The sequence below is a fragment of the Microcoleus sp. Pol12A5 genome (assembly GCF_036701435.1).
Taxonomy (GTDB): domain Bacteria; phylum Cyanobacteriota; class Cyanobacteriia; order Cyanobacteriales; family Microcoleaceae; genus Microcoleus.
The window spans coordinates 1-20,585 of the sequence record NZ_JAUBQU010000107.1; the positions used below are offsets into that span (position 1 = coordinate 1).

13 protein-coding genes are annotated in these 20,585 nt (G+C 45.8%); 2 read left to right on the top strand and 11 right to left on the bottom strand.

The annotated features are described in order from the left end of the window. Window positions 1-43 precede the first annotated feature (43 nt). The 7 genes from QUA45_RS22280 to QUA45_RS22310 are packed head-to-tail and all read right to left on the bottom strand — an operon-like array spanning window position 44 to window position 6,284. On the bottom strand, window positions 44-778 hold the full coding sequence (locus tag QUA45_RS22280) for a hypothetical protein (RefSeq protein ID WP_333222140.1): 735 nt from the start codon (window positions 776-778) through the stop codon (window positions 44-46). A gap of 2 nt (window positions 779-780) precedes the next feature. Continuing rightward, complete coding sequence (locus QUA45_RS22285) at window positions 781-2,505, bottom strand: hypothetical protein (protein WP_333222141.1); 1,725 nt, start codon at window positions 2,503-2,505, stop codon at window positions 781-783. After that, entirely contained in the window at window positions 2,498-2,926 is a 429-nt protein-coding gene (locus QUA45_RS22290; protein WP_333222142.1) for a hypothetical protein, read from the bottom strand. Before QUA45_RS22290 ends, QUA45_RS22285 begins: the two co-directional genes overlap by 8 nt. 3 nt (window positions 2,927-2,929) lie before the next feature. Then, window positions 2,930-3,430: an RAMP superfamily CRISPR-associated protein gene (locus QUA45_RS22295; RefSeq protein ID WP_333222143.1), complete on the bottom strand. Its 501-nt coding sequence runs from the start codon at window positions 3,428-3,430 to the stop codon at window positions 2,930-2,932. Between the two features lie 15 nt (window positions 3,431-3,445). Further along, window positions 3,446-3,763 carry an RAMP superfamily CRISPR-associated protein gene (locus QUA45_RS22300; RefSeq protein WP_333222144.1) on the bottom strand — a complete coding sequence of 106 codons (318 nt, stop codon included), beginning with the start codon at window positions 3,761-3,763 and terminating at the stop codon, window positions 3,446-3,448. After that, the gene (locus tag QUA45_RS22305; protein ID WP_333222145.1) at window positions 3,763-4,758 is read right to left on the bottom strand and encodes a CRISPR-associated protein; all 996 of its coding nucleotides are present in this window, start codon (window positions 4,756-4,758) and stop codon (window positions 3,763-3,765) included. Before QUA45_RS22305 ends, QUA45_RS22300 begins: the two co-directional genes overlap by 1 nt. Continuing rightward, complete coding sequence (locus QUA45_RS22310) at window positions 4,725-6,284, bottom strand: Cas10/Cmr2 second palm domain-containing protein (protein WP_333222146.1); 1,560 nt, start codon at window positions 6,282-6,284, stop codon at window positions 4,725-4,727. Before QUA45_RS22310 ends, QUA45_RS22305 begins: the two co-directional genes overlap by 34 nt. A 248-nt stretch (window positions 6,285-6,532) precedes the next feature. Between QUA45_RS22310 and QUA45_RS22315 the strand changes: the two genes are divergently transcribed. Further along, window positions 6,533-7,711: a WYL domain-containing protein gene (locus tag QUA45_RS22315; RefSeq protein WP_333100358.1), complete on the top strand. Its 1,179-nt coding sequence runs from the start codon at window positions 6,533-6,535 to the stop codon at window positions 7,709-7,711. Between the two features lie 192 nt (window positions 7,712-7,903). On the opposite strand, the gene QUA45_RS22320 is transcribed toward QUA45_RS22315, so the two are convergent. The 3 genes from QUA45_RS22320 to QUA45_RS22330 form a co-directional block, all read right to left on the bottom strand. After that, complete coding sequence (locus QUA45_RS22320; RefSeq protein WP_333222147.1) at window positions 7,904-12,469, bottom strand: response regulator; 4,566 nt, start codon at window positions 12,467-12,469, stop codon at window positions 7,904-7,906. A gap of 452 nt (window positions 12,470-12,921) precedes the next feature. Next, window positions 12,922-13,074 (bottom strand): hypothetical protein, encoded by a 153-nt coding sequence (locus QUA45_RS22325; protein ID WP_333222148.1) that lies wholly within the window; start codon window positions 13,072-13,074, stop codon window positions 12,922-12,924. A gap of 252 nt (window positions 13,075-13,326) precedes the next feature. Then, on the bottom strand, window positions 13,327-16,425 hold the full coding sequence (locus QUA45_RS22330) for an MFS transporter (protein WP_333100363.1): 3,099 nt from the start codon (window positions 16,423-16,425) through the stop codon (window positions 13,327-13,329). A gap of 398 nt (window positions 16,426-16,823) precedes the next feature. On the opposite strand from QUA45_RS22330, the gene QUA45_RS22335 reads away from it, so the two are divergent. Beyond that, entirely contained in the window at window positions 16,824-18,233 is a 1,410-nt protein-coding gene (locus QUA45_RS22335) for a 2-polyprenyl-6-methoxyphenol hydroxylase-like oxidoreductase (protein ID WP_333222149.1), read from the top strand. Between the two features lie 363 nt (window positions 18,234-18,596). On the opposite strand, the gene QUA45_RS22340 is transcribed toward QUA45_RS22335, so the two are convergent. After that, window positions 18,597-19,478: a lysophospholipid acyltransferase family protein gene (locus QUA45_RS22340; protein ID WP_333100366.1), complete on the bottom strand. Its 882-nt coding sequence runs from the start codon at window positions 19,476-19,478 to the stop codon at window positions 18,597-18,599. Window positions 19,479-20,585 lie beyond the last annotated feature (1,107 nt).

A 20,585-nucleotide genomic window follows, 5' to 3' on the forward strand; every position in this document is an offset into this window, starting at 1 on the left:
GCTTAACCATAGACCCAGCTCAGGTTTGAGAGATTTTGTCCTATTATACTCTGCCTAGAGTGACAGAAGAGGAATAAGTAGAGCTTTCTATGAAATCACCCTTTTTGGCTAAATCTGGTTCATACTCGTTGCTAACCAAAAACTTGACTTTTTTACCAAACTTTGCTAATGCTTCAAATTGAACCGCCGAAGAAATGGCCGGAGTTCCAGCTTGATGACTGACATAAAAGTTTGCACTTTTATCTAAATCCAAACTAGACAAAGCTTGTTGAACCAGAAACAGTGCTTTATTCCAACTATCTAATCCCTCATCTTGGGATTTAGGTTTCAATTCTAAGTAATCAATGGATTCAATTTTAGGAAACTTTTTCTGAAAATATCGTTCAAAGATCGGTTTGAGCGTGCAAGTATCCTGCCAATAAGGACTTTTCTCTACTCTCCTATTTTCCTCATCAAAAACCGCTTCCTGATCGGTCATAATCAAGATTATTTTGTCAGGATTTGTTTTCCCTTTCTCTAACAGCTTTGCCGAAAAAGCATCCAGAAGCGGAAAGTGCAAATCCTCATAATATTCATCTGTTAACTGGCTGCCATAAACCATCCCCATCGCTCTAGCTGGTACAATGAAAGGTTCCTCATCATCAGTATTCGGCGGTCGTGTAGGTACAAAACGGCGATCGTATAATTGACTTCTAACCTTTTTGAACAAACTACCCCAATTGTCATCAGTTTTGAGTTTGACATCGCTGCTGCCAGTTGTCACAATCCAGATATTCATAATTATTCCTCAGTTGGCCAAAGTTTGATAAAGTCGCTCTGATTCTGTAAAAACTCAAGAAAATCTTGAGTTTTGTCCGATTTATCTGGAAAAATAGTCAAAAGCTCTACATACTCTTGCCTTTTTTGTCTCAATTCTCCGTTTTTAGTTGTGAAATAGCGGGGATACATCCGGTGCCAAATGCGACCGATGTTATTTAGTTTTCCCGTCAAATCGCTTTTCTCAATAGACTGATTTTTTGAGTACGGTTCGTGAAACCATTTAATTGCTTCGCTGCTATGCTGATCCTCAGCGATTCTTCCCCAAACTTCCACTTTGTCGGGATGCCAGACTTCGCGCCAAGCCATAACCTGATGACTAGGTTCTAAATGATTAACTGTTAACCATTCTATTGCTCTCTGCTGACCCTCTGCCAGAAATTTAGTAATATTGCTGAGATCAGGATTAGCAGCCGTGACGTACAAAGTTTTTGAACTTTCATTAAACTTCCAGTGGCAGCCGATCGCAGGTTTGTCATTTCTCTTAAAATACTCAGGGAAAAACAGGCTGTGATCGACCCGCCGCCACGATTTGCCAAAACCGCCAAGCAAGAGAGAAAATTTAATTAAATAAGTGACAAACTTTTTTAATTCCTTCTGCGGATACCTATTATTTAGATTCACAATGTCCAGTCTTCCTGCCTGTAAATCGTAGGTAGGCATGACTACCGGATTCCTCGCCGGATAATATCTGTGTTCACCAAAATCGAGTTCCTCAGCAGTAAAGTTAATCCCCAACTGCCCGATAATTGCCCCTGTATCATCGCGTGTTTCAACAATTCCTCCCCAAAGTTTTTTGGTTAACAGTTGTGCTGTATTGGCATCTGTGACCCCTGCCAACAACCGCAAAGTATGACCCCGCAGCGCAGCTTTAAACATATTGGGTCGAAATTCTGGGGTTCTATTCAGTAGTTGCGACGTTAATCCGTAGCCACTCAAATTGACAGAAAGTAAGCATTTATCGGCGCTTTCTACCTCTGCCATGCGACCATAACCTGCACTTACCCTAGAACCAATTCCGTGTCCTAAAGCTTTTTCCCAAATTTGCCAAATTTCCTCCCATTCTTGTTTTCCAAGCTGCTTGTTGCTGGAAATGCCAAATTGTAATTTACACTGATAAAGCGAGATTTGCACGTTAGCGCTGGTGACGGCATTTTCCATCACTTGGCGCTTTTGCTGAGAGTGAACGACATCGACTAAACGCTCTTTTTCTCCCCAAGACATATCAGTGGGGAAGCCGCCGTGAAAGCGCAAAATTCCTGGTTTTGCACTACGCTGTCCGTCCTCTACCACCTCTGCCCCACAGTATCCTTCTCGTTTTTCAGGAGGACACGATCGCCAGAAAGCCCCTTTCATGCTAGAACCAGGATAAAATGGCAAACCTTTCGCGCCAATTATGGGTCGAATGACGCCTTCATCTTGTCCACTGTTTGTAACTAAACGCCAGCTAATGGTGTATTGTTTTGTTTCCACTCCTTGCCCGAATTCAGGCATTTTTACGGGTGATTTAGTTCGACCTCGTTTGTAGAGGGGAACGCTTTCATCGGTTTTTTCGGGGACGGGAGGACAGCATTCTAACCATTGTTCCACCCATTCAGAAGCGGGGCCAGCATCGCCTGCGTACTGAATTTTGCCCCTTCCTTCCAATTGAGATCGAAACATCAAAGGAACGCGATCGCTATCACTCATCTTCTTCACCTCCATTATTGCCATTATTCTTAGTAGGCTTATAACGTTGAGTCCACCACACCATACTGTCGCAAAGTTGAGTCAGCACAGCTATAGCTACTTTCCGCTGTTCTATAGGAAAATCCCACAATTTATTGGCCATAATTTTAATGGCTGCTGTATCGTCAGAACTGACATTATCATTGGGAATTTTAATACCCGCATTTGCCATAATTTTGACTAGCGCCTTCCAAGTATCCCGCCAATAATCAGCCTTATCTCGATCCTTGACTAACCGAAACTGTTCTCCCCAAAATCGCTCTAAACCGTAAGCAACTGCAACGCGCATTTTGTATGCTTGATTGAGAGCGTCTTTTTGGTCACGATATTTGACAACTAAATCGTGAGCCTCTTGGTCTAATTTGTAAGATTCCCAAGCCATAAATTATACCTCCTTTAAGGTTAGATAGCAGTGACCGAAACCAATTGATTCTAAACCGCCGAGATAAATGTCTGTGCCAGTAGACGCGCCAAAAGGTTGCCATGTCTCTTGGTTTTCCTTGAGGGCGATCGGAAATACTAAAATTGTGCCTTCTGGCAAAGCTTCAGTATTAAAAAAAGCTCCTTTTTTAGCCTTTTTTTCCTCTTTGTCTAAGGCAACTCGACTCTGACGATATAAGGCCATATCGTGAATCATGGCAATTTCATCGTCAGCCACCACAACGGCTGGCAATTCCTCTCCTAAAGGAAACCAAGCAGACAAGTCCTGAGTTTTATCAACTGTTAAAAAGCCAAAGTTAAAAAACAGCTTTGGTTTGCCATTTATCTCAAAACCTTTTAAGGTTTGAGAACCTGTATAATTAGCTGGAAGTTTAGTTGATTTGAGAGATGTACCATCTTTTAGCTTGACATAATCTCCAGCAATTCGCTGATAGCGTTTCAGCAAACGAGGACAAGTTACCTAGACAATTGGTTGACCGGGACAAAATACTGGCAACCACAGCAGCGAAGCATATTCAAACTTAACTACAGACTCTGTGGTACTGTCTGGTTTCCCCGATTCGGCTTCCTGACCGTACCATTTATTAGCTTCAGCTTCTCCCAGACTACGGCGGATTTCCGAGCGTAATCTTCCCCGAATCGAACTACCGGGAATAATGCCAGTTTGAGTAAACTGGTCGCGGAAAATTAAGTTTAAGTTGCCGCTTTCTTCACCCGCCGTTGCTCCCACATGAACAGGAGCAAGGGTTTCAATAATACCGTAAGCTTTTTTGTACATTATTCAACTCCTTGAATTTCAATTGGCAAACACAAACCGCATCCAACTTGTTTCAGGCTAAAACCTTCTTTGGGAAACCAATTTTCTGGAAAATCCCACCAAGCTTTATCTAAAGGTTCTCTGAGAAGATAGACAGTTCCGGGAGGAACTGCATAGCGTCCCCGTCCCATTTGTCCTTTCGTACGATAGCGATAAGAAATGGGTTTATCTGTGAGCATCTCCGGTCGTTTTTGGGAAAAATCTTCATTTTTGGGATAGCGAAATGAAAATTTGTTAGAACCCCAAACTCCCGGTGTTATCAAAGCAAATGAGCGTTGAATTGGTTGGCGTAAAAGTTTTACAATTGGACTGTCCTCATCAAGTAGGACACTTGTGATTTCTACTAAATGATTTTCGCCACCGAAGCGATACCAACCATCTGCTAAAGGATGAGTTGAGAGATAAACTAGACAAAATTCATCATCCATCTGCACAGAATTTTCTAAAAACAAACCATCTTCTGCTAAAGTACAGCGTTCGTCATCTTTTGTTTTGGGGTGCAAAATAGGGACGTATTTCCACGGAATATCGGCAATATCGTCATTTTTCTTAATAGCAGCAGTTTTGTTTGCCCAAGAATTAATGGTTTGCCAGCTATACTCAGGATCTAAATCTTCGGATTCGCGGTGCCATTTCCCAGATTTCATTTTCCATTCATCCACGCCTTTTTTAGAAATAATTTTGTGCCAAGGAATGGGAACGTAAAAGTATTCAGGATCGGCTGATTTTGCCCAGAATGGGCCAGCGACAAACAAATTATCACTAAGTTCTTTTGGAGAAATATAGGGCTTAACTTTGTTGGTGCTGAAAAATAGACCGGAGAGAGTAGCTGCTTCTGGAGGGAATTTTGCCCCAGAACGTCCGACTAGATTTTCGGGCGATAAAAATCCGCCAGAACTCCCGTACATAAATCCTAAAGGACTTATAGTGATGAGATATTTGAACATAGCTGCCATCCGACATTTATTAGGTCGCTAATCCAGTAAATAATTTGTTTGGATTGTTCGGGATTTGGGTACTCGCCGACGATGTGCTTCCAGTTTTTTTCTAAGTTATTCTTGTCTTGAAAGTAAAGTTGAAAAAGAGCTAAAGCTAATTCATCATCTGGGCTGGTTTCCTTGGGATTAAAACTAATAGCATGACGATTTTTGAGATGAGCTAAATCTTTGTAAACATGACTCCAGTTTGGCTTTCGATCCCAGCTTTTGCCGTCCCGGTCTTTGTATTGTTTGAGAATGTGCAAATAATCCCAAGGACAAGTCCACTGCACGTATTGACCGCTGTTAAAAACTACTCGAATTGTCACGCGATCGCGCCCCAAACTTTTCGCCCGTTTTTCGGCTTCTCGACAGTGTTGAAGAATATCTCGCTGCGGCACTCTATGACCGGCCCAAACAAAACCAACACTTAGGTTAATATCCTGTCCGTGCTTTTTCCATTCATCGGACAATCCCATTAACCATTCTAATGCCTCTATAGGTTCTGGGGGCTTTTCGGGTTTGCTGCTGTAAATTACACCGAGGAAGTCGTCACCGCCGGCATAAACAATCCGCCCTTGGTCTTTGGGGAAATTCTTGATAAATTTTTCTCCCCAATCCCGCATAGCCTCGCTGAACTTGTTTAGACCTTCATCACCTTCTTTTTGAGCAATTTCCTGAAGTTTTTTGCCAACTTTATCGCCATCTCCCATAAACCAGCCAGTCCAGTGTTCTGGTTCACGAATAATGTCGCTAAATCCTGCTTCAAGCGGAGATATCCCAATGTTTCTGGCAATATCTTCGTCGCGAGTAACTAACCGCTTAACTAACTCAGGGATGCTCAATCTTTCATTAGGTGCAAGAAATTTTCCTTCGGGTTTGCCATCTGGGGGAAGATTTTCTAAGACACAGGAAAGACGTTGATAGAAATCCTTAAGTTCAGCTTTTTCTGTATCGGATAGCTGTCGCCCCGGTTCTCGATGTTCTAAACCTAAACGCGGCCAGGCGATCGCATCCGTGCCAGTCAAACTCGAACTGTCGCCAATCCAGTTAATTGCCGTCCAATCACGACGCAATTTGCGAGTTTCTAGATTCTTCATCGCAGATTCTATCGAATCTCCGTGTCCCCAAAATATCTCCCAAGTGTATAAACCCCATCGCATCCACTCTAGCTGCCAAAAGTATTCCTCTTTAGGAGGTACTTCTCGTTCTATCCAAACTCGACATTCATTTAATATTTCTTGCCATGACTTCTGAAAGGTATTTGTCACGTCATTCCTGGAAAATTCCCCTTTCCCTTTCAGAAGGATTCGATTGGGCATTCCTTTCTGGATGTTCGGGGCACCGGGAGAAATGACATTTAAACCTGATTTTTCGGCTTGCTGTACTAGCTTGTAACTCAGATAAGACAGAATCAGTGAAGCCCCAAATAAATCTCGGAGTTTGCGGGATTTCTCGATAAAGCCTTGAACGGGGGCAAAGGCGATCGCAGTGTATGCAGGCATAAATTCAATTTTAAGGCGGGCAATGCCCACCTGAATGCTGCTGGTAGTGTCCCAAGTCGCTAACTGCTTAAGTTCTACTCAACTCAATATATCAGCCGAGCCAGCTTCATGTCTTCAGATTCACAATATTTATCAAACTTGCTGCGAAGCCTAAAGCTCTGTAAATAATAGTCTCCCGACCTTTCTATATTTTTATGTTAATATTGTCTTTTACTTGACTTTTAAGCAACTTACCATATCCACCCATCATGGCCAAAAAACCAACCCCTCACCCCTACGCCGACAAACTAACGTTCGATCGCATCATGCTCCTCATCGCCACATTAGTAAACCATCCCGGAATCGGACACTCGAACACCGAAACATCGGACAGTAAATATCACGATGCTTTGCTAGAAGTTCAATCTCAATTACAGAAAATTGCCGCCGAATTCAACATCGAATTTCCCGAAAACTATCCCGCAACTCCCACAATTCGTAAAGACTTAGAAACTTTGCGCCACTACGGAATCCTCGACAAAAGAATGTATCGCTTCGGCTATTATCTCGGTACCGGCGCAATGAATCGCGAAGAACTACTATTCGCATTTCAAGTAATAGCATCTCAAGCCAAATATCAGGGAAATCCCCAAGCCCGCCAAATTTGTGAAAAACTCACGAAACTGTTGCGCGGATTAGATATCGAACTCAAAGGTAAATTGTTTTATCCCGTTCGCGAACACCTAAATCGTGCGATTATTTACACCGATCCTGTAGAAATGCTCGATCGCCAAGAATATCGGAATACCCTATTTCACAAACTAGACATCGTAGAAACAGCAATTGTTCGGGGTCAGGCGATCGAACTTTACCGTCAAGATGATTATTACGGTAAAGGCAAGGTCGGTTTCCGGCGAATCTGGCCCCTGCAACTGATCTATCACGATATCGCTTGGTACATGATTTGCGAATCTTGCGACAACGGGCATTTGAGCGTAGAACGGGTGAATCGCTTTAGTGACTACTGCGAAATTATCGATCCAGAAGGGCGCGGTTTAGCCGTACAGGAACACCGTTTGAAAATAGCTCAAAAGTTGTTAAAAAACGGCTGGGGGCTGTTCTTGGGCAAGCCAGAGCAACAGCAGGCAGAATTGCAGGGTCAACTGAAGTTAGAAAAAGTGAAAGTGCGGTTTTTTGAGAAAGTAGTGGGATTTATCTTAGAGGGCGATCGGCGGCATCCGCGACAAAAGATTAAAGAAGGCCCAAGGGATAGTTTGGGCAAAGTGCTTTATGTGGATTATCAGATCGATTTGCCCGATCGCTCTCTGAACGAATTTAGTCTGTGGGTGAACAGATATATGGATAGCGCCCAAGTGCTTTCCCCGCCGAGTTTGGTAGAAAAACACCGACAAGCAGCGAGAGATTTAGCCGATCGATACGGCTTGTAATCGTGGGGGCGGGTTTTATCAACCATCACTGTCTAAAACAAACCATCTCAAAAACCCGCCCCCACCCACTAAGAATAGTTAGTTAAGCTGTTGGGCCTCTAGATTCTATTTTTGGGCTGGCGGGACACCCCACAAGAAGTTCATCAAACTTAACTGTAAAATTTAGATGTGCCGGGGCCGATCACCTGTTAATTATTCTGTCATTGTTTCGCTGTACTGCATTTCTATTTTTAACGCCGCTTCAACTCTTTGATACTCCGCCTCAACCTCTTCTAAAAGCGCACTGGCCGGATCGGGTAAAGGCTGGTTAGCATTCGTTCCGATGCGGCCCATGATTTCGAGTTGCTCGCACAGCTCAAACAGGCGAAAAGCACCGAGAGTACCGCTAATCGACTTCAAAGAGTGAGCCGATCGCCGCAAAGCCAGCGGATCGGCGTTGCTCAGGGCCATAGAGATGCCTCGCAGCAGTTCGGGAGCTGTTTCGAGGTAAATCTCGATCGCCTCGTCCAAAGCTTCCACTTCTCGCAGTCCCTCTATAATCTTGGCACTTAGGGAATCCCCACTCTCTGACAAAGCCCGATCGAGATTTGATGCACCACAATCGACGACTGCGTGCGAATTGGGAATTGTCAGTTGTGGATTTCCCGCAACAGCCACATTCGATCGCACTTCTAATTCACTCGTTCCTTCGATCTGTTCCGCCGGGGCATCCAAACAAACAATCGGCTGCAGGCGATCGAATGCAGAGTTCGATCGAGATTTACACGCGATCAAAGCTCGCACCAACTGGTCAATGGCAATCGGCTTGCTCAAATAGTCGTCCATTCCCGCAGCCATACACTCTTCGCGATCGCCCTGCATCGCATTTGCCGTCATCGCCACAATCCAAGGCCTAGGTGGTTTTAGATTTGGGATTTTCGATTTTCGGTTGTTAGATTCCTCGCCAGTCAATTTTGGATTTTGGATTCTGGATTTTCCATTATTAGATTGCTCATCTGTTGCGGAAACTTCGGATCCTCCCGCGGGATTTTTGGTCGCGTCTCGATTGTGAGATTGCTCATTTGTTACGGCAACTTCTGATTCTCCCGTGTGATTTTCTACAGTTAAATCTGCTGAAAATTGCTCGCGGATGTGGCGGGTAGTTTCCAGTCCGTCCATTTCCGGCATTTGCACATCCATCAGCACCACATCATAAGGCTGGCGGCGCAAAGCTTCGAGCACTTCGATACCGTTTCCCGCCACATCTGCGCGATACCCCATCCGCTGTAAAATTTGCAAAGCTACCTTCTGATTCACCAAATGATCGTCAGCCAACAGAATCCGCAGGGGTAAGTCCTCAGCCAGCACGGGTATGCTTTGCAAGAAAGCCCCGCTAGTGCGCTGCCCTTTAAATTCAGTTGTCTGTTCTCCAAAAATATTGATTAAAACATTGTAAAGCTGAGATTGTTTGATGGGTTTATTCAAAAAAGCAGCAAAATCCATCTCCATAGCAGGGGGGTGAATTTCTTGCCTGCCGATCGAAGTTAGCATCACTAACGGCAACCTTTCGCAACCAGGATACCGGCGAATTTGCTCCGCTAAAGCTAACCCGTCCATTTCCGGCATTTGCATATCCAAAACTGCCAAGTCAAACATCTCTTTAGCAGCCAGCCAATCTAAAGCCAAGCGAGCCGAATCTGAAGCCCTAGCCACCATTCCCCAAGACTGAGCTTGGAGAGTCAAAATTCTGCGGTTGGTAGCATTGTCATCGACAATTAAGACTCGCTTACCACTTAATTCAGGTTGAGAATTGCTCAAGTTAACTGGTAAGGAATTCTTGCAGCCAGAAACGATCGTACTAAAATAAAAAGTAGAGCCAACGGATTTCGTATTTTGGCCGATCGGCTTGTTGCTGACTACAGATTTGCCATAGCCATATTTTTCGGCAATTTCGCAAGATTCTGCCCATCCCAAATCAAAAACTGCCGACGATCTAAAATCGGCAGGAGGATTGCCCGCGACACTACCCATACTTTCCACCCACATCCGGCCGCCCATCATTTCGGCCAAACGCTTGCTAATTGCCAAACCCAGCCCGGTACCCCCGTACTGCCTGCTCGTTGAAGAATCAACCTGGCTGAAAGATTTAAATAGCCGATCCATGCGATCGCTCGGAATGCCGATACCAGTATCTTTAACCGCAAAATGTATTTCGTATGCTGGGTTAATTACTGCCGATTCGCCATTAATTGCTGGCGGTTCTTTAGCGTTAGCCGCGGACACTGAAATCTTTTTGGCAGTCACCGCCACCACCACTTCTCCAGTTTCGGTAAATTTAACCGCGTTACTGAGCAAGTTGATTAAAATTTGCCTCAAGCGGGTGCTATCGCCGATCGCCGTTGTCGGTACAGTACGATCGATCAAGTAACCCACTTCCAGTTTTTTTTCTGCCGCCTTAGCAGCTACCAAGTCTAGAGATTCCTCAATGCAAGTGCGGATGTCAAACGGATGTTCCTCCAAGTCCAATTTGCCCGACTCAATTTTCGAGAAATCTAGAATATCGTTGATCAGCGTCAGCAAGGCATCGCCGCTGCTGCGGATAGTTTCTACAAAATCGCGCTGTTCGCGAGTTAAGGGGGTATCCAGCAGCAAACCAGTCATGCCGATGACTCCGTTCATCGGAGTGCGAATTTCGTGGCTCATGGTGGCTAAAAATTCGCTTTTGGCTCTAGTAGCCGCCAGTGCTTGATCGCGAGCTTTTGCCAAATCTACGTCGGTTTGCTGGCGTTCGAGTTCGCTTCCCACCCACTGAGCCATCAGTTTCACCAACTCTCTGTCTACAACTCGGAACGGTTCTGTCACAGGAGTTGGAGAAAAGAAGCACAGAGTGCCGTAGACTTCACTTCCCACCGTGACGGGAATGCCCATGTAAGCTTCAATGGGGAAGGCTCGATCGTCCGTGTTGAAGGAAAAACCAGAAAATCTTACCGACTCAAAGTAAATCGGTTCTTTTGCCATTGCCGTAGCGACGCAGAAAGTTTTTTCCAGATCGTAGATTTGGTCTTTGACGATCGACCCGTCGGGACACTCAACAGCCATTATTTGATAGTTGTCGCCTTGAATGCGGGACAAAATGCCCACGGACAGGCCTAAATGTCGGCATCCCATTGCCAGCAGTTCTTGGAGGCGCAAATCAAAGGTAGAGAGGTGGTTGAGCGGGTCTGTACGGGGAGCGGAAGTCACTTGGTACAAAGCTTTGATTGCAGCTTCGCTTTCCCGCAGTTCTTGTTCTGTTTGCTTCCGCACGCTGATGTCGCGGGAAATGCCGATAATTTCTTGGACTTCGCCGGTTTGGGGATCGCTGATCGTGCGGCCGGTGGTTTCAAACCAAATGTATTTGCCGTCTTTGCGGCGGATGCGGTAGCTAACGGTGTAAGTAACTGGGAGCGCCAGGACTTTCCAGTGAGCCTTGGCAATGGTTTCTAAATCGTCGGGGTGAAAATAATCGTTGGGGACGCGGCCGAGGAGTTCCGAAGGTTCGTATCCCAGCAAAGCCCGGCTGGCCGGCGAGACGTAAATAAATACGCCTTTGGGGTCGTGTCTGGTGATCATGTCGGTTGAGTTTTCTGCCATCAACCGATAGCGGTCTTCGCTTTCATTACGTTCGACTTGAGAATTACCCAATGCTTCTAGCATTCTGTTGATGCCGTCTGCCAAGCTTGCGAGTTCATCTGCTCCTGCCATATGAACCCGCAAGTCGGGGTCGCCGTTGGCTGCGATGTTGCTGACGCTGGTGCTCAAGGAAGCCAATCTTGCTAAGACTAATTTTTCTAGCAACAGCAGGGTGATCGCGCTAAATATTAAACCTACTGCCAGTATTGATAAGGTAAACAGCTCCAAGGTAGCCTGACCTTGGCCGTAGATGATGCGATCTGTCTCTACTCGCAGCAGCAGCGCTAGGTTGCCGTGGATGTCGCGAATCAGGGCGTATCCTGCGACTAAGCTGTCGCTGAGCGGCTCCACTAAAATTTCTACTGATTTGAGGTGGGAAATTTTGAGTTTGAGATTTTCCAAATCCTGCCTAGATGGAGCTATCGCCTTGGCGCCATGCCCGGAGTAGTTCGTGGCTCCCACTTTAAAATCCAAACTCGGCAATCTAAAATCTACTGACAGATGAGTTAGTTTTGAAAGCAAACCGATTTCGCTGCTGTCGAGATAGCGTCCGACGATCAGGGTTCCGCGCGGTGGGCCTTGGGCGTTGCTGTTGAAGATCGGCTTTGAAGCAATCAGCAGCGTGGCTTCTGGCAGGGTGAGGACGCCTGTTTTGGCGGGGCGATCGCCCGAACCTGTCGAGGAGTCTAGCAGCGCCTCGATCAAGTGCTGTTTTAAGCTTTCGGGAATTGGGATTTCGGTTTTGGATTTCAGGTCGAAACCTTTGCTGAATATCGTCTGACCGTTGGAGTCCAGCAACACCAATAAGTTTAGTCTCAAGTAAACAAATGTCGAATCGACGAAATTTGACTTGACAAATTTTTCGTTTCGTGTTACTGCGAAAGAGTAAGTATCGTCCCACTCGGCGTAATCTTGGGCGCTGGTGTCTAAATTCGACAAATCGTCATCTAATGCGTCCAAAGCCCGCGCGACATCCTGGCGGACGTACTGTGCCTCCAGGTTGTGAAAATCATGCAGCAAAATAGTTGATGCAGTGGCATAGAGAACCACAATCAGGCTGATCAGGGCTGCACTGATGATTAATAGTGTTTTTTTTCGGAGTTGCATGGCGTCGCCCTCCTCACGGTGCTACTCGGCAACTAGCCAGGAGAGGTTTGAGACGTAGGTTGTTTAGCATTGGCGATCGCAGGGCCTGCGTGTTTTGACTTTTCTGGGCTGGCTTGGCAAAGCCCTTGGTATTTCCAAGGTATCCGGTATGTTGCCCCCCACAGTCAGTGTAGTATTTTCACAGCTTTAGTTCCCTATTATGCACAACCTAATGGCTTACAAGTTATAACCTGACGATCGGCATCTTCAAAGGAAACGGGCGATCGAACTTTTTGAGTTCGCGTTTGATACTAGCGCCACCAGGGAGGCAGGCGGTTGAGAGAACAGGCGTGCTGGGTTTAGAACCCTACTATTACTGTACCTAAAAAATATTGAGGAGAGACCGCACTGTCGCGTCGAGTTTTTCCGGCAAAAAGATTCTTATTCCAAGAGCTTTTTTGATTTGTGTTGTTTTACAGCAATCCTTGCAGGAGTGGTGGAATACACCCAGAAGTCAATCCAGCCTCGAAGCCTGAACCACGTTGATAACTGACGAAAAAATTGCGATCGCAGAGGTAAGGAATATCCGCCGAATTTTCACTTACATCCGCCCATAAAATAGACAATCTAAAAATTATGCTTTTGACTTTTTTATTGTGAACGAAGCAAAACTGCTAATTAAAATGTATAAACTCACAGTTTGCACTCTCCTCAATAAACTTGTAGGAGCGGATTTACGAATAATCTTAAAAAGTACCAACAAATTAAATAAACCAGTTCCCAATCCCCGACAACATCCTTTAATAACAGTAGTGCCTGATATCAGTATAAACTCACATCAGGCACTATCTGCAATTCGATCGCAACTTGAGTCTTTTTTATCGGATGACGGCTAAAGCACCGGCGCCTGCAGCAGCAGCGGCCGAAGAAAGAGCGGTGAAAAACAGCCACCAAGAGGCAACTTCTGCTGCTTTCCGGGTTTCTTCGGCTTGTTTTTCGGCTTGCAGTTTGATGCTTTCGAGGCGAAGCTGCGCTTCTTGCTGCAAGCGTTCTGCTCTTTGCAATACGCTGTTGCGGCTTCTTTCAATTTGGTCGATCAAGCGGTTGGCATCTGCTTCGGAAATGTCCTCGCGAGAACTCATTAGTGCTACTAAAGTATCGCGGTTGAAATGACCCAGCCGATCGCGCAAAGCGTCAAATCCGGCTTGCGGATCGTCAAATAGCTTCCGCACGTCCCGCGTAATGCCTTCATAGTTGAGTTCAGGGCGATCGAGCGAATTGAGGTAATCCCGAATTTTTCCGAGAATCCCATCAATTACCGACTGAATACCCTCCTGTATTTTCTGAATTTGCATTGCGAACTCATCGCGCACCGACAAAATTCCATCAACAATGCGATTGGCTTCTGCTTCAGAAATATCCGGCCGCTGAGACAGCAGAGAAACAACTGTAGCGCGATCGATGTGCGACAAGCGCTCGCCCAAACTGTAAGCGCCGACTTTCGGGTCATGCAGCAGCAGTTGCAAGTCCCGCTTGATGGCTTCTGGATTTAATTCATCCTTGCCGGTATTACGCAAATAATCTTCTAAAACACTTTGAAAATCGTGCACTTGGCTTTGCACCCGTTTTGCCAAACGGCGCGGCGCTTTCACAATCGATCCAAGAGTTTCCTGCACTTGGTCGATAATTTGATTGACTTGTTCCTCACTCAAATCTTGTCTCTGAGAAAGCAGTTTTACCAAAGTATCGCGATCGACTTGAGACAGGCGGCCGCGCAGTGCTAAAGCTCCTTCTTTGGGATTTTCCAGCAGTTTTGTCAAATCCCGCTTAATTCCTTCAGGATTGAGTTCTGATTTGCCAGTATTGCGAAGGTAATCTGCAAGGGCGGTAGTGGTTTGGTCGTACTGATCCTTAGCTTTTTCGGCCAACTTTTGCGGCGCATTCAGCGCGCTGTGCCAAGTTTCTTCGGCGCTGTCGAGAAGCTGATTTACTTGGTCTTCGCTGAGGTCTTTTCGCTGAGATAGCAATTTTACCAAAGTTTCGCGATCGAACCTAGAAGCTCTAGCTCTCAGGGCCCACATTCCTGCTTCTGGGTTATCCAGCAGCGTTTTCAAATCGCGCTTGATGCCTTCGGGATTGAGTTCTTCTTTGCCCGTAGACTTCAAGTATTCTTGCACTCTTTGCCACTGGTTGTCTAGTCGGACTTGTGCAGCTTCTTGCAGACCTTTAGCATCTGCTAAAACTACATCTCGCGTCCTTTCTAACTCTTGAACAATCTGTTCTACTTCCTGGAATCCGAAGTTTTCGCGACCTCGGAGAATTTGCACAAAACTGTCGCGGGTGTAAGGAGAAAGCCGATCGCGCAACTGTTCGTAACTAGCATCGGAATCCTCTAAGATTTTTTTGAAATCGCTCCCGATAGCTGCTGCTGTCAGTTCTTCTTTCGGAGTCAGCTTCAAATAAGTTTCTACCCGCCACTGCAAATCGCGAGATTTTTCTTGCTCCTCGGCAAAGATCGCGGTTTGTAAAACGCGCTGTCTAATTGCTTCTAATTCCTGGGAAATTTGTTTAATTTTGTCTTGGGTAAAAACACCTCTACTAGCCAGGATTTCGGCAAAATAAGACTGTTTTAGTTTTTCTAATTCGCGGCGCACAGTTCCCGGATCGGCTGTAGGATCGTAGAGAACGTCCCGAAATTCGCGCTCGATGGCTTGGGGGTTCATCTGCCACGAATAAGTGTTGAGCAGGTAGTTTTCTACGTCGGCACGAATTGGGCTGTATGTTACGGGTTCGCCTTTGACTTGAGCGGTAATTTTATCAGTTTGCTGGGTAACTTTGTCTTTAGCTTCTTTGAGCTGACCGACTACTTTTTCAAGATCCAAGTCAGAAATATCCGTGCGACCCAATACTATTCCCATTAAAGCATTGACTGCCATTGTCGTTGCTTGGGACATCATGGTCGGGCTTTGTCCAGAGTTTTGACCGCTCAGATTGCTGAGAGCTTTTTCTACCCTACTTGCCAATTTATCTGAGACCAAATCTCCCGATTTGGCCGATTTGAGATAGTCTACTAATTGGGCGATGCCGTCTGATTGCTGCCCTTGTTTTCCTACTTGTTTCCAAGCATCTTGAAGTTGGTCTACAATCCGGTTAACGTCGCGTTTTGATAAGTCCGATCGCGAACTTACTAAATCTACGAGAGTTTGCCGATCGAGATTCGGCAAATTTTCGGCTGCAATGGTTTTTAGTTGCGGATCGTTAAGCAATTTTTCAAACTCGCTACGCATCCCTTTGATGTCTAATTCTGGCGGTTTGAGGCTTTGGATGTAGTCTTCGACGTTTTCGCGCAAGCTTGTAGGGTCGATCGCGCTACCGAGTTCATGGCCCACTGCTGCTGCTGCTGCTTTGGCTGTGGCGACGACTTGGTTGCTGGCTGCTTTGGCGCCGATGGCCGAGGCTGCGGTGCCGACAATGGCTTGAAAGCCTGATGTGGCGGTGTTGACGACGGAACCGATCAAGGAACCGACGGTGGTGGAACTCACCCAAACAAGCATTGAGAAATAGGCTGCCCAAACGACTAAACCGACGATCGCACCTAAACCGGGACTGCTAATCAAGCTGAGCTTAACTGCTAGCAAGCAAGCAAAGAATAGGGCAACGGTGACGGTGACTAGCGTCCAAGTACCTACCTTTCGGCCGATGTGGCGGACTGGGGAGCTCCCGCTATCCGAGTGGTGGCCGTCGTCGTGGGATTGTCCCATGTACGACAGGCCCGCGGCTACTGATAAATTTGTTAGCAAGAGTTGGAAAGCGCACGCAAGTACAACTCCAGCTATCAAGGCGATAAAAAATTGCGGCCCGGAATAAAGGAGTGCTGCGTCTTCTGCTGTGTTTGTAGTAGTCTGCTCTACTGGCACTTGGGCCAGCCAGAACCCGATGTTATACAGTTGTGGATTTATTGGCAAATTTTGATACATAGTATATTCCTCGTTAAGAGTGGGTGCGCGCGCTCATTGGCGCAAGTTAACCAATGTATAGTTTTAGACTCATGCCCCCAATGGCAAGCATCGCCTTATTGACGAGCTAAAGCATCCCCCTACAGTTGGAAGTGTAGAAATATGTCTGCGGCCGGCTGTTACTTTAGGAATCTTTGTGCTATGTAAATTGGCAGTTGTGAAGTTGTTAGTTCTCAGTTATGAGTAAGGTCCGCTGCGGCGCATCCGAGATAGATGGTAGTAATGGTAAGTCGGATTAAAATAATGGCAGAGGAAAATCTTTGGTCGATCGATATTAAGAGTCGGCACAGAAGCCAAGACAAATTGTTCACAATTCATCAACCAATGTCATGGCAAATTAGCTTTGAAGGAATTCGATAGTGCAGCGAGAAAATCATGCAATTATTATTGGGGGGAGTTTAGCAGGACTGTTGGCCTCTAGAGTATTAGCAAAACACTTCGACCGAGTAAGTATTGTTGAACGAGATTTTTTTCCTGAACAACCCGCACCTCGCCCCGGTATTCCTCAATCCAGTCACCTTCACATCCTTTTAAATCGGGGAAAAATCATCCTAGAAGAGTTGTTTCCCGGCTTGGAAAACGAACTGATAGCTGCTGGTGCTTCTAGGTTAAATCCGAAGTCGATCGGGTGGTTTAGTCCGGCGGGTTGGGCACCACAATTTAGCCCGGATCTAAATGATTTAATTATGTTCAGTCGGGATTTACTGGATTGGCAAATTCGCCGCCGATTGGCTGAAAATACGAACGTGCATTTCCTCGAAGGAGGCACCGTAACGGGGTTGCTGGCGAATGCCTCGCGCGCGAAGATTGCTGGCGTATCGGTGGGTTTTCGCGATCGCCACAACCCGAGTAACATCCATGCAGAGAATTTGTATGCAGATTTAGTAGTCGATGCTGGTGGCAAAGTTTCCAAAACACCTCAATGGTTGAAAAGTTTGGGCTATGAACCTCCGCAAGAAACCGTTATCAATGCTTTTGTCGGCTATGCAACCCGGATCTATAAATGCAGGGGTAAATTGTCAGACACAGCCCCAGTATTTGTATCACCAGGACCGCCGTTCCGTACCCGCGGTGGTGCAATTTTTCCGATCGAAGGCAATCGCTGGCTGGTGGGTTTCGCCGGGGGCGATCGCGATTATCCCCCGACAGACGAAGCAGGTTTTCTAGAATTTGCCCGCAGTCTGCCAACCCCGACAATTTATGATGCGATTAAAGATGCAGAAGCAATAACACCTATTTATAGCTATCGAGGTACAGAAAACCGTTTGCGACACTACGATCGCCTCTCCCGTTATCCTGAAAATTTGGCAGTTATCGGTCATGCAGTTTGCGCTTTCAACCCAGTTTATGGCCAGGGAATGACCGTTGCTGCACTGGATGCTCAGATGCTAGATCGATGGCTGCAAAAGCAAAGAGAGCGGTATCCAGAAGGCGATTTAACAGGCTTTGGGCTACAATTTCAAGAAAAATTAGCAAAATTACACACTATTCCTTGGATGTTTGCCATCAGTCAGGATTCCCGCTATCGCGGAAGTACAGGTGCAAAACTAAACCTTGCTACGCGGCTGACAATTGATTACATGGATCTAGTGTTAAAAGTGCTAGTCGGAGATGCTAAAGTTTGTCAAGCATTTTTGGAAGTTCTACACATGATTGAGTCGCCGGCTGTACTTTTTCATCCCAGTATTGCGCTTAAGGCGATCGGGCAATTAGTCACGGTTCGGCAGAAGGCAGAATTAAGATCGAGAGTTTATACAGAATCAGGTTAGTTTTGCCAATTCTATTTTTTCACCGCAGAGGAAGGAAGATCGACGCAGATGAAATCCTATTTATCTGCGTTGATTTAACCTGATATGATGTTCCCTGGAACCGGGATGATAAAAAGCGTGACTTTTGCGACTGCGGTTTTCGGGTATTTCACGTAATTAAGATGGGTAAAATCCGCTTTATTACCGCAATTGTCGGTTTTTGAAATAAATCTAATGGATTGATTTCAAAAAATGTTTGTGGTCCCGACTTACCCACAGGACTTAAGAAACCGGGTTGTTTCCCCATATCCCTCGCGCTTCACGCTATATTTTCGTAAACAAATCGGTTTCTGCAGCCTAGAATAATATAGACTTGGGCAATTCTCACTTGCCAGTCAAACAATCTAATTGTTGTTGCATTTGGGTGGTAACTCGCTCGAAACAAGCATCAACATAATCGCGATCGCGCGCCGCCTCCGAACCGTACCTCTCAAATACAATCGGTTCGCAGACGCGAGTCCGAATTTGCACGGGTAAAGGCAAGTTCGGCAAAGGCCCAACACTCAATCCCCAAGGCAATCCCAAATACACCGGCAATACCACTGGATCGATACCAAATAGCCACGGCATCCCCAATTCATGCAATTGCTTTGCTTGTTCGTACAAATCTGCCAAAACTATCAAAGTATCGTGGGCACCGTGGGATATGATTGGTAAAATTGGCACTTCTTCTCGCAATGCTAATTTGATAAATCCCTTGCGTCCGGCAAAGTAGATTTTATCGCGCAAGTTGTGGGGGCGGAAAACATCTTGAGCGCCGCCCGGATAGACGAGAACTGGGGCATTTTTCCGCAAAGCTGCGATCGCCATTTTCGGATGCGCCTTGAGGGCTCCACACTGAACCGCCATACTAGCAACATCAGGAGAAACTTGCCAAACCGTGGGGTGCATCAATCCGTAGGCCAAGCGTTCCGTGCCGTACCTGCGGAACCATTCGTATAGGAACATAAACATATCGGGAGCGGCGAGTCCCCCGTTGTGAGAACCGACAACAAGCATTTTTCCCTGAGCGGGGACGTTGTGCCAGCCGTCGCTTTGTACGCGAAAATAGTAGCGGTACAGCCATTCCCAGATTGGCAACAGAAGCTTAATGAAGTCGGGATTGCGATCGTCTAAAGATAGACCGTCAAAGGGATATTTAGAGGATTTGCTGTCTTTTTTGTTAGTAGTTTTTGTCACTGCAAAAATATTTAACGCTTCGATCATTATATAGCAGAAGGAAGAAAATTCTAACTCTCGAAGAGAGAAGGCTTGAGTTATTTGGGAAAGAAGGAATAATGGAGGAGATTAGTTGGCCTTTTCCTCTTCTTGTGTGTGCGCTAATCGCCCTCGCCCTGCGAAAAATTTTTTTTTTTATGATTAATTAATATACTCCAATTCCGAAGGAATCTACCGCATTAGTTTGAGCAAGTGAAAACCTCATAAACATCGAGCGCTGTTGCTATAGCAATATAATTAAATCAGAATTGGCGCAAATATTTGGTTTCTGATTTGACCGGGCTGGTTTTGTTCGGAGGTTTTGTGCTAGTTGTCTCCACAGGAACAAAACCGTTTGCAAACAGCTACAGCAACTGTCGCTGATGGCGGGACGGCTTTAGCGACAAAAACACAACTGTGTCTCAAGCCGATAAGTTTCCGTTTTGGAAGATTTTATCAAATTGACGCCAGGCATCGGGTCAAGGCTAGCGATTTGTGCTGTTTCCCACAATTTTAAGAGGACTTACCCACGTACTACGATTTTCTGTCCGAAGATGTAGTGAAGCAATCTCAAACCCTTGATTTAACGGCCTTGAGTGCGTAAGTCCTGTTTAAGTAAAATACGATCGACAGTGGAGATCGAAGAACTGTATCCGGCTTCCGACACCCCAGTACGACGATGGGGTCGAGCGCGCCAATCGCCTGTCACTCAGAATCTGGCAGCATCTCAAGCACCATCTCTGTCTTGAATCTGCCAAGAATTCACCTGAAATGTAGCCCTATATTACTCAACTGCAACAACTGACAGCTAAATAGTTTAACGAACACCTGACAAGATATTGGCGGACAACAGATGACTTGGATTCCTAGCAAACTGTGCCGCATTTAAACTGTTAACTGTTGAGTTTTGACTTTCCCGCTCTCCCATTCCCCGACTCGGACACTCTCGCCTTCTCCCTTCCCCGCTCTGCCATAATGAGTCATTTATAGGCCAATGGCACTGAAAAAGTGAGCAAAAAAAAATCTGTAAGGCAATCTATATATAGATCATTGCCTTACAAACACAAAAATCTATCTCTATTATGTCAAATCGTGCGTCTATTCTCAAGCAACAAT

Coding starts and splice junctions, on each gene's coding strand:
- QUA45_RS22280 (WP_333222140.1), bottom strand. CDS start 778: ATGAATATCTGGATTGTGACAACTGGCAGCAGCGATGTCAAACTCAAA.
- QUA45_RS22285 (WP_333222141.1), bottom strand. CDS start 2,505: ATGAGTGATAGCGATCGCGTTCCTTTGATGTTTCGATCTCAATTGGAA.
- QUA45_RS22290 (WP_333222142.1), bottom strand. CDS start 2,926: ATGGCTTGGGAATCTTACAAATTAGACCAAGAGGCTCACGATTTAGTT.
- QUA45_RS22300 (WP_333222144.1), bottom strand. CDS start 3,763: ATGTACAAAAAAGCTTACGGTATTATTGAAACCCTTGCTCCTGTTCAT.
- QUA45_RS22305 (WP_333222145.1), bottom strand. CDS start 4,758: ATGGCAGCTATGTTCAAATATCTCATCACTATAAGTCCTTTAGGATTT.
- QUA45_RS22310 (WP_333222146.1), bottom strand. CDS start 6,284: ATGCCTGCATACACTGCGATCGCCTTTGCCCCCGTTCAAGGCTTTATC.
- QUA45_RS22315 (WP_333100358.1), top strand. CDS start 6,533: ATGGCCAAAAAACCAACCCCTCACCCCTACGCCGACAAACTAACGTTC.
- QUA45_RS22320 (WP_333222147.1), bottom strand. CDS start 12,469: ATGCAACTCCGAAAAAAAACACTATTAATCATCAGTGCAGCCCTGATC.
- QUA45_RS22330 (WP_333100363.1), bottom strand. CDS start 16,425: ATGTATCAAAATTTGCCAATAAATCCACAACTGTATAACATCGGGTTC.
- QUA45_RS22340 (WP_333100366.1), bottom strand. CDS start 19,478: ATGATCGAAGCGTTAAATATTTTTGCAGTGACAAAAACTACTAACAAA.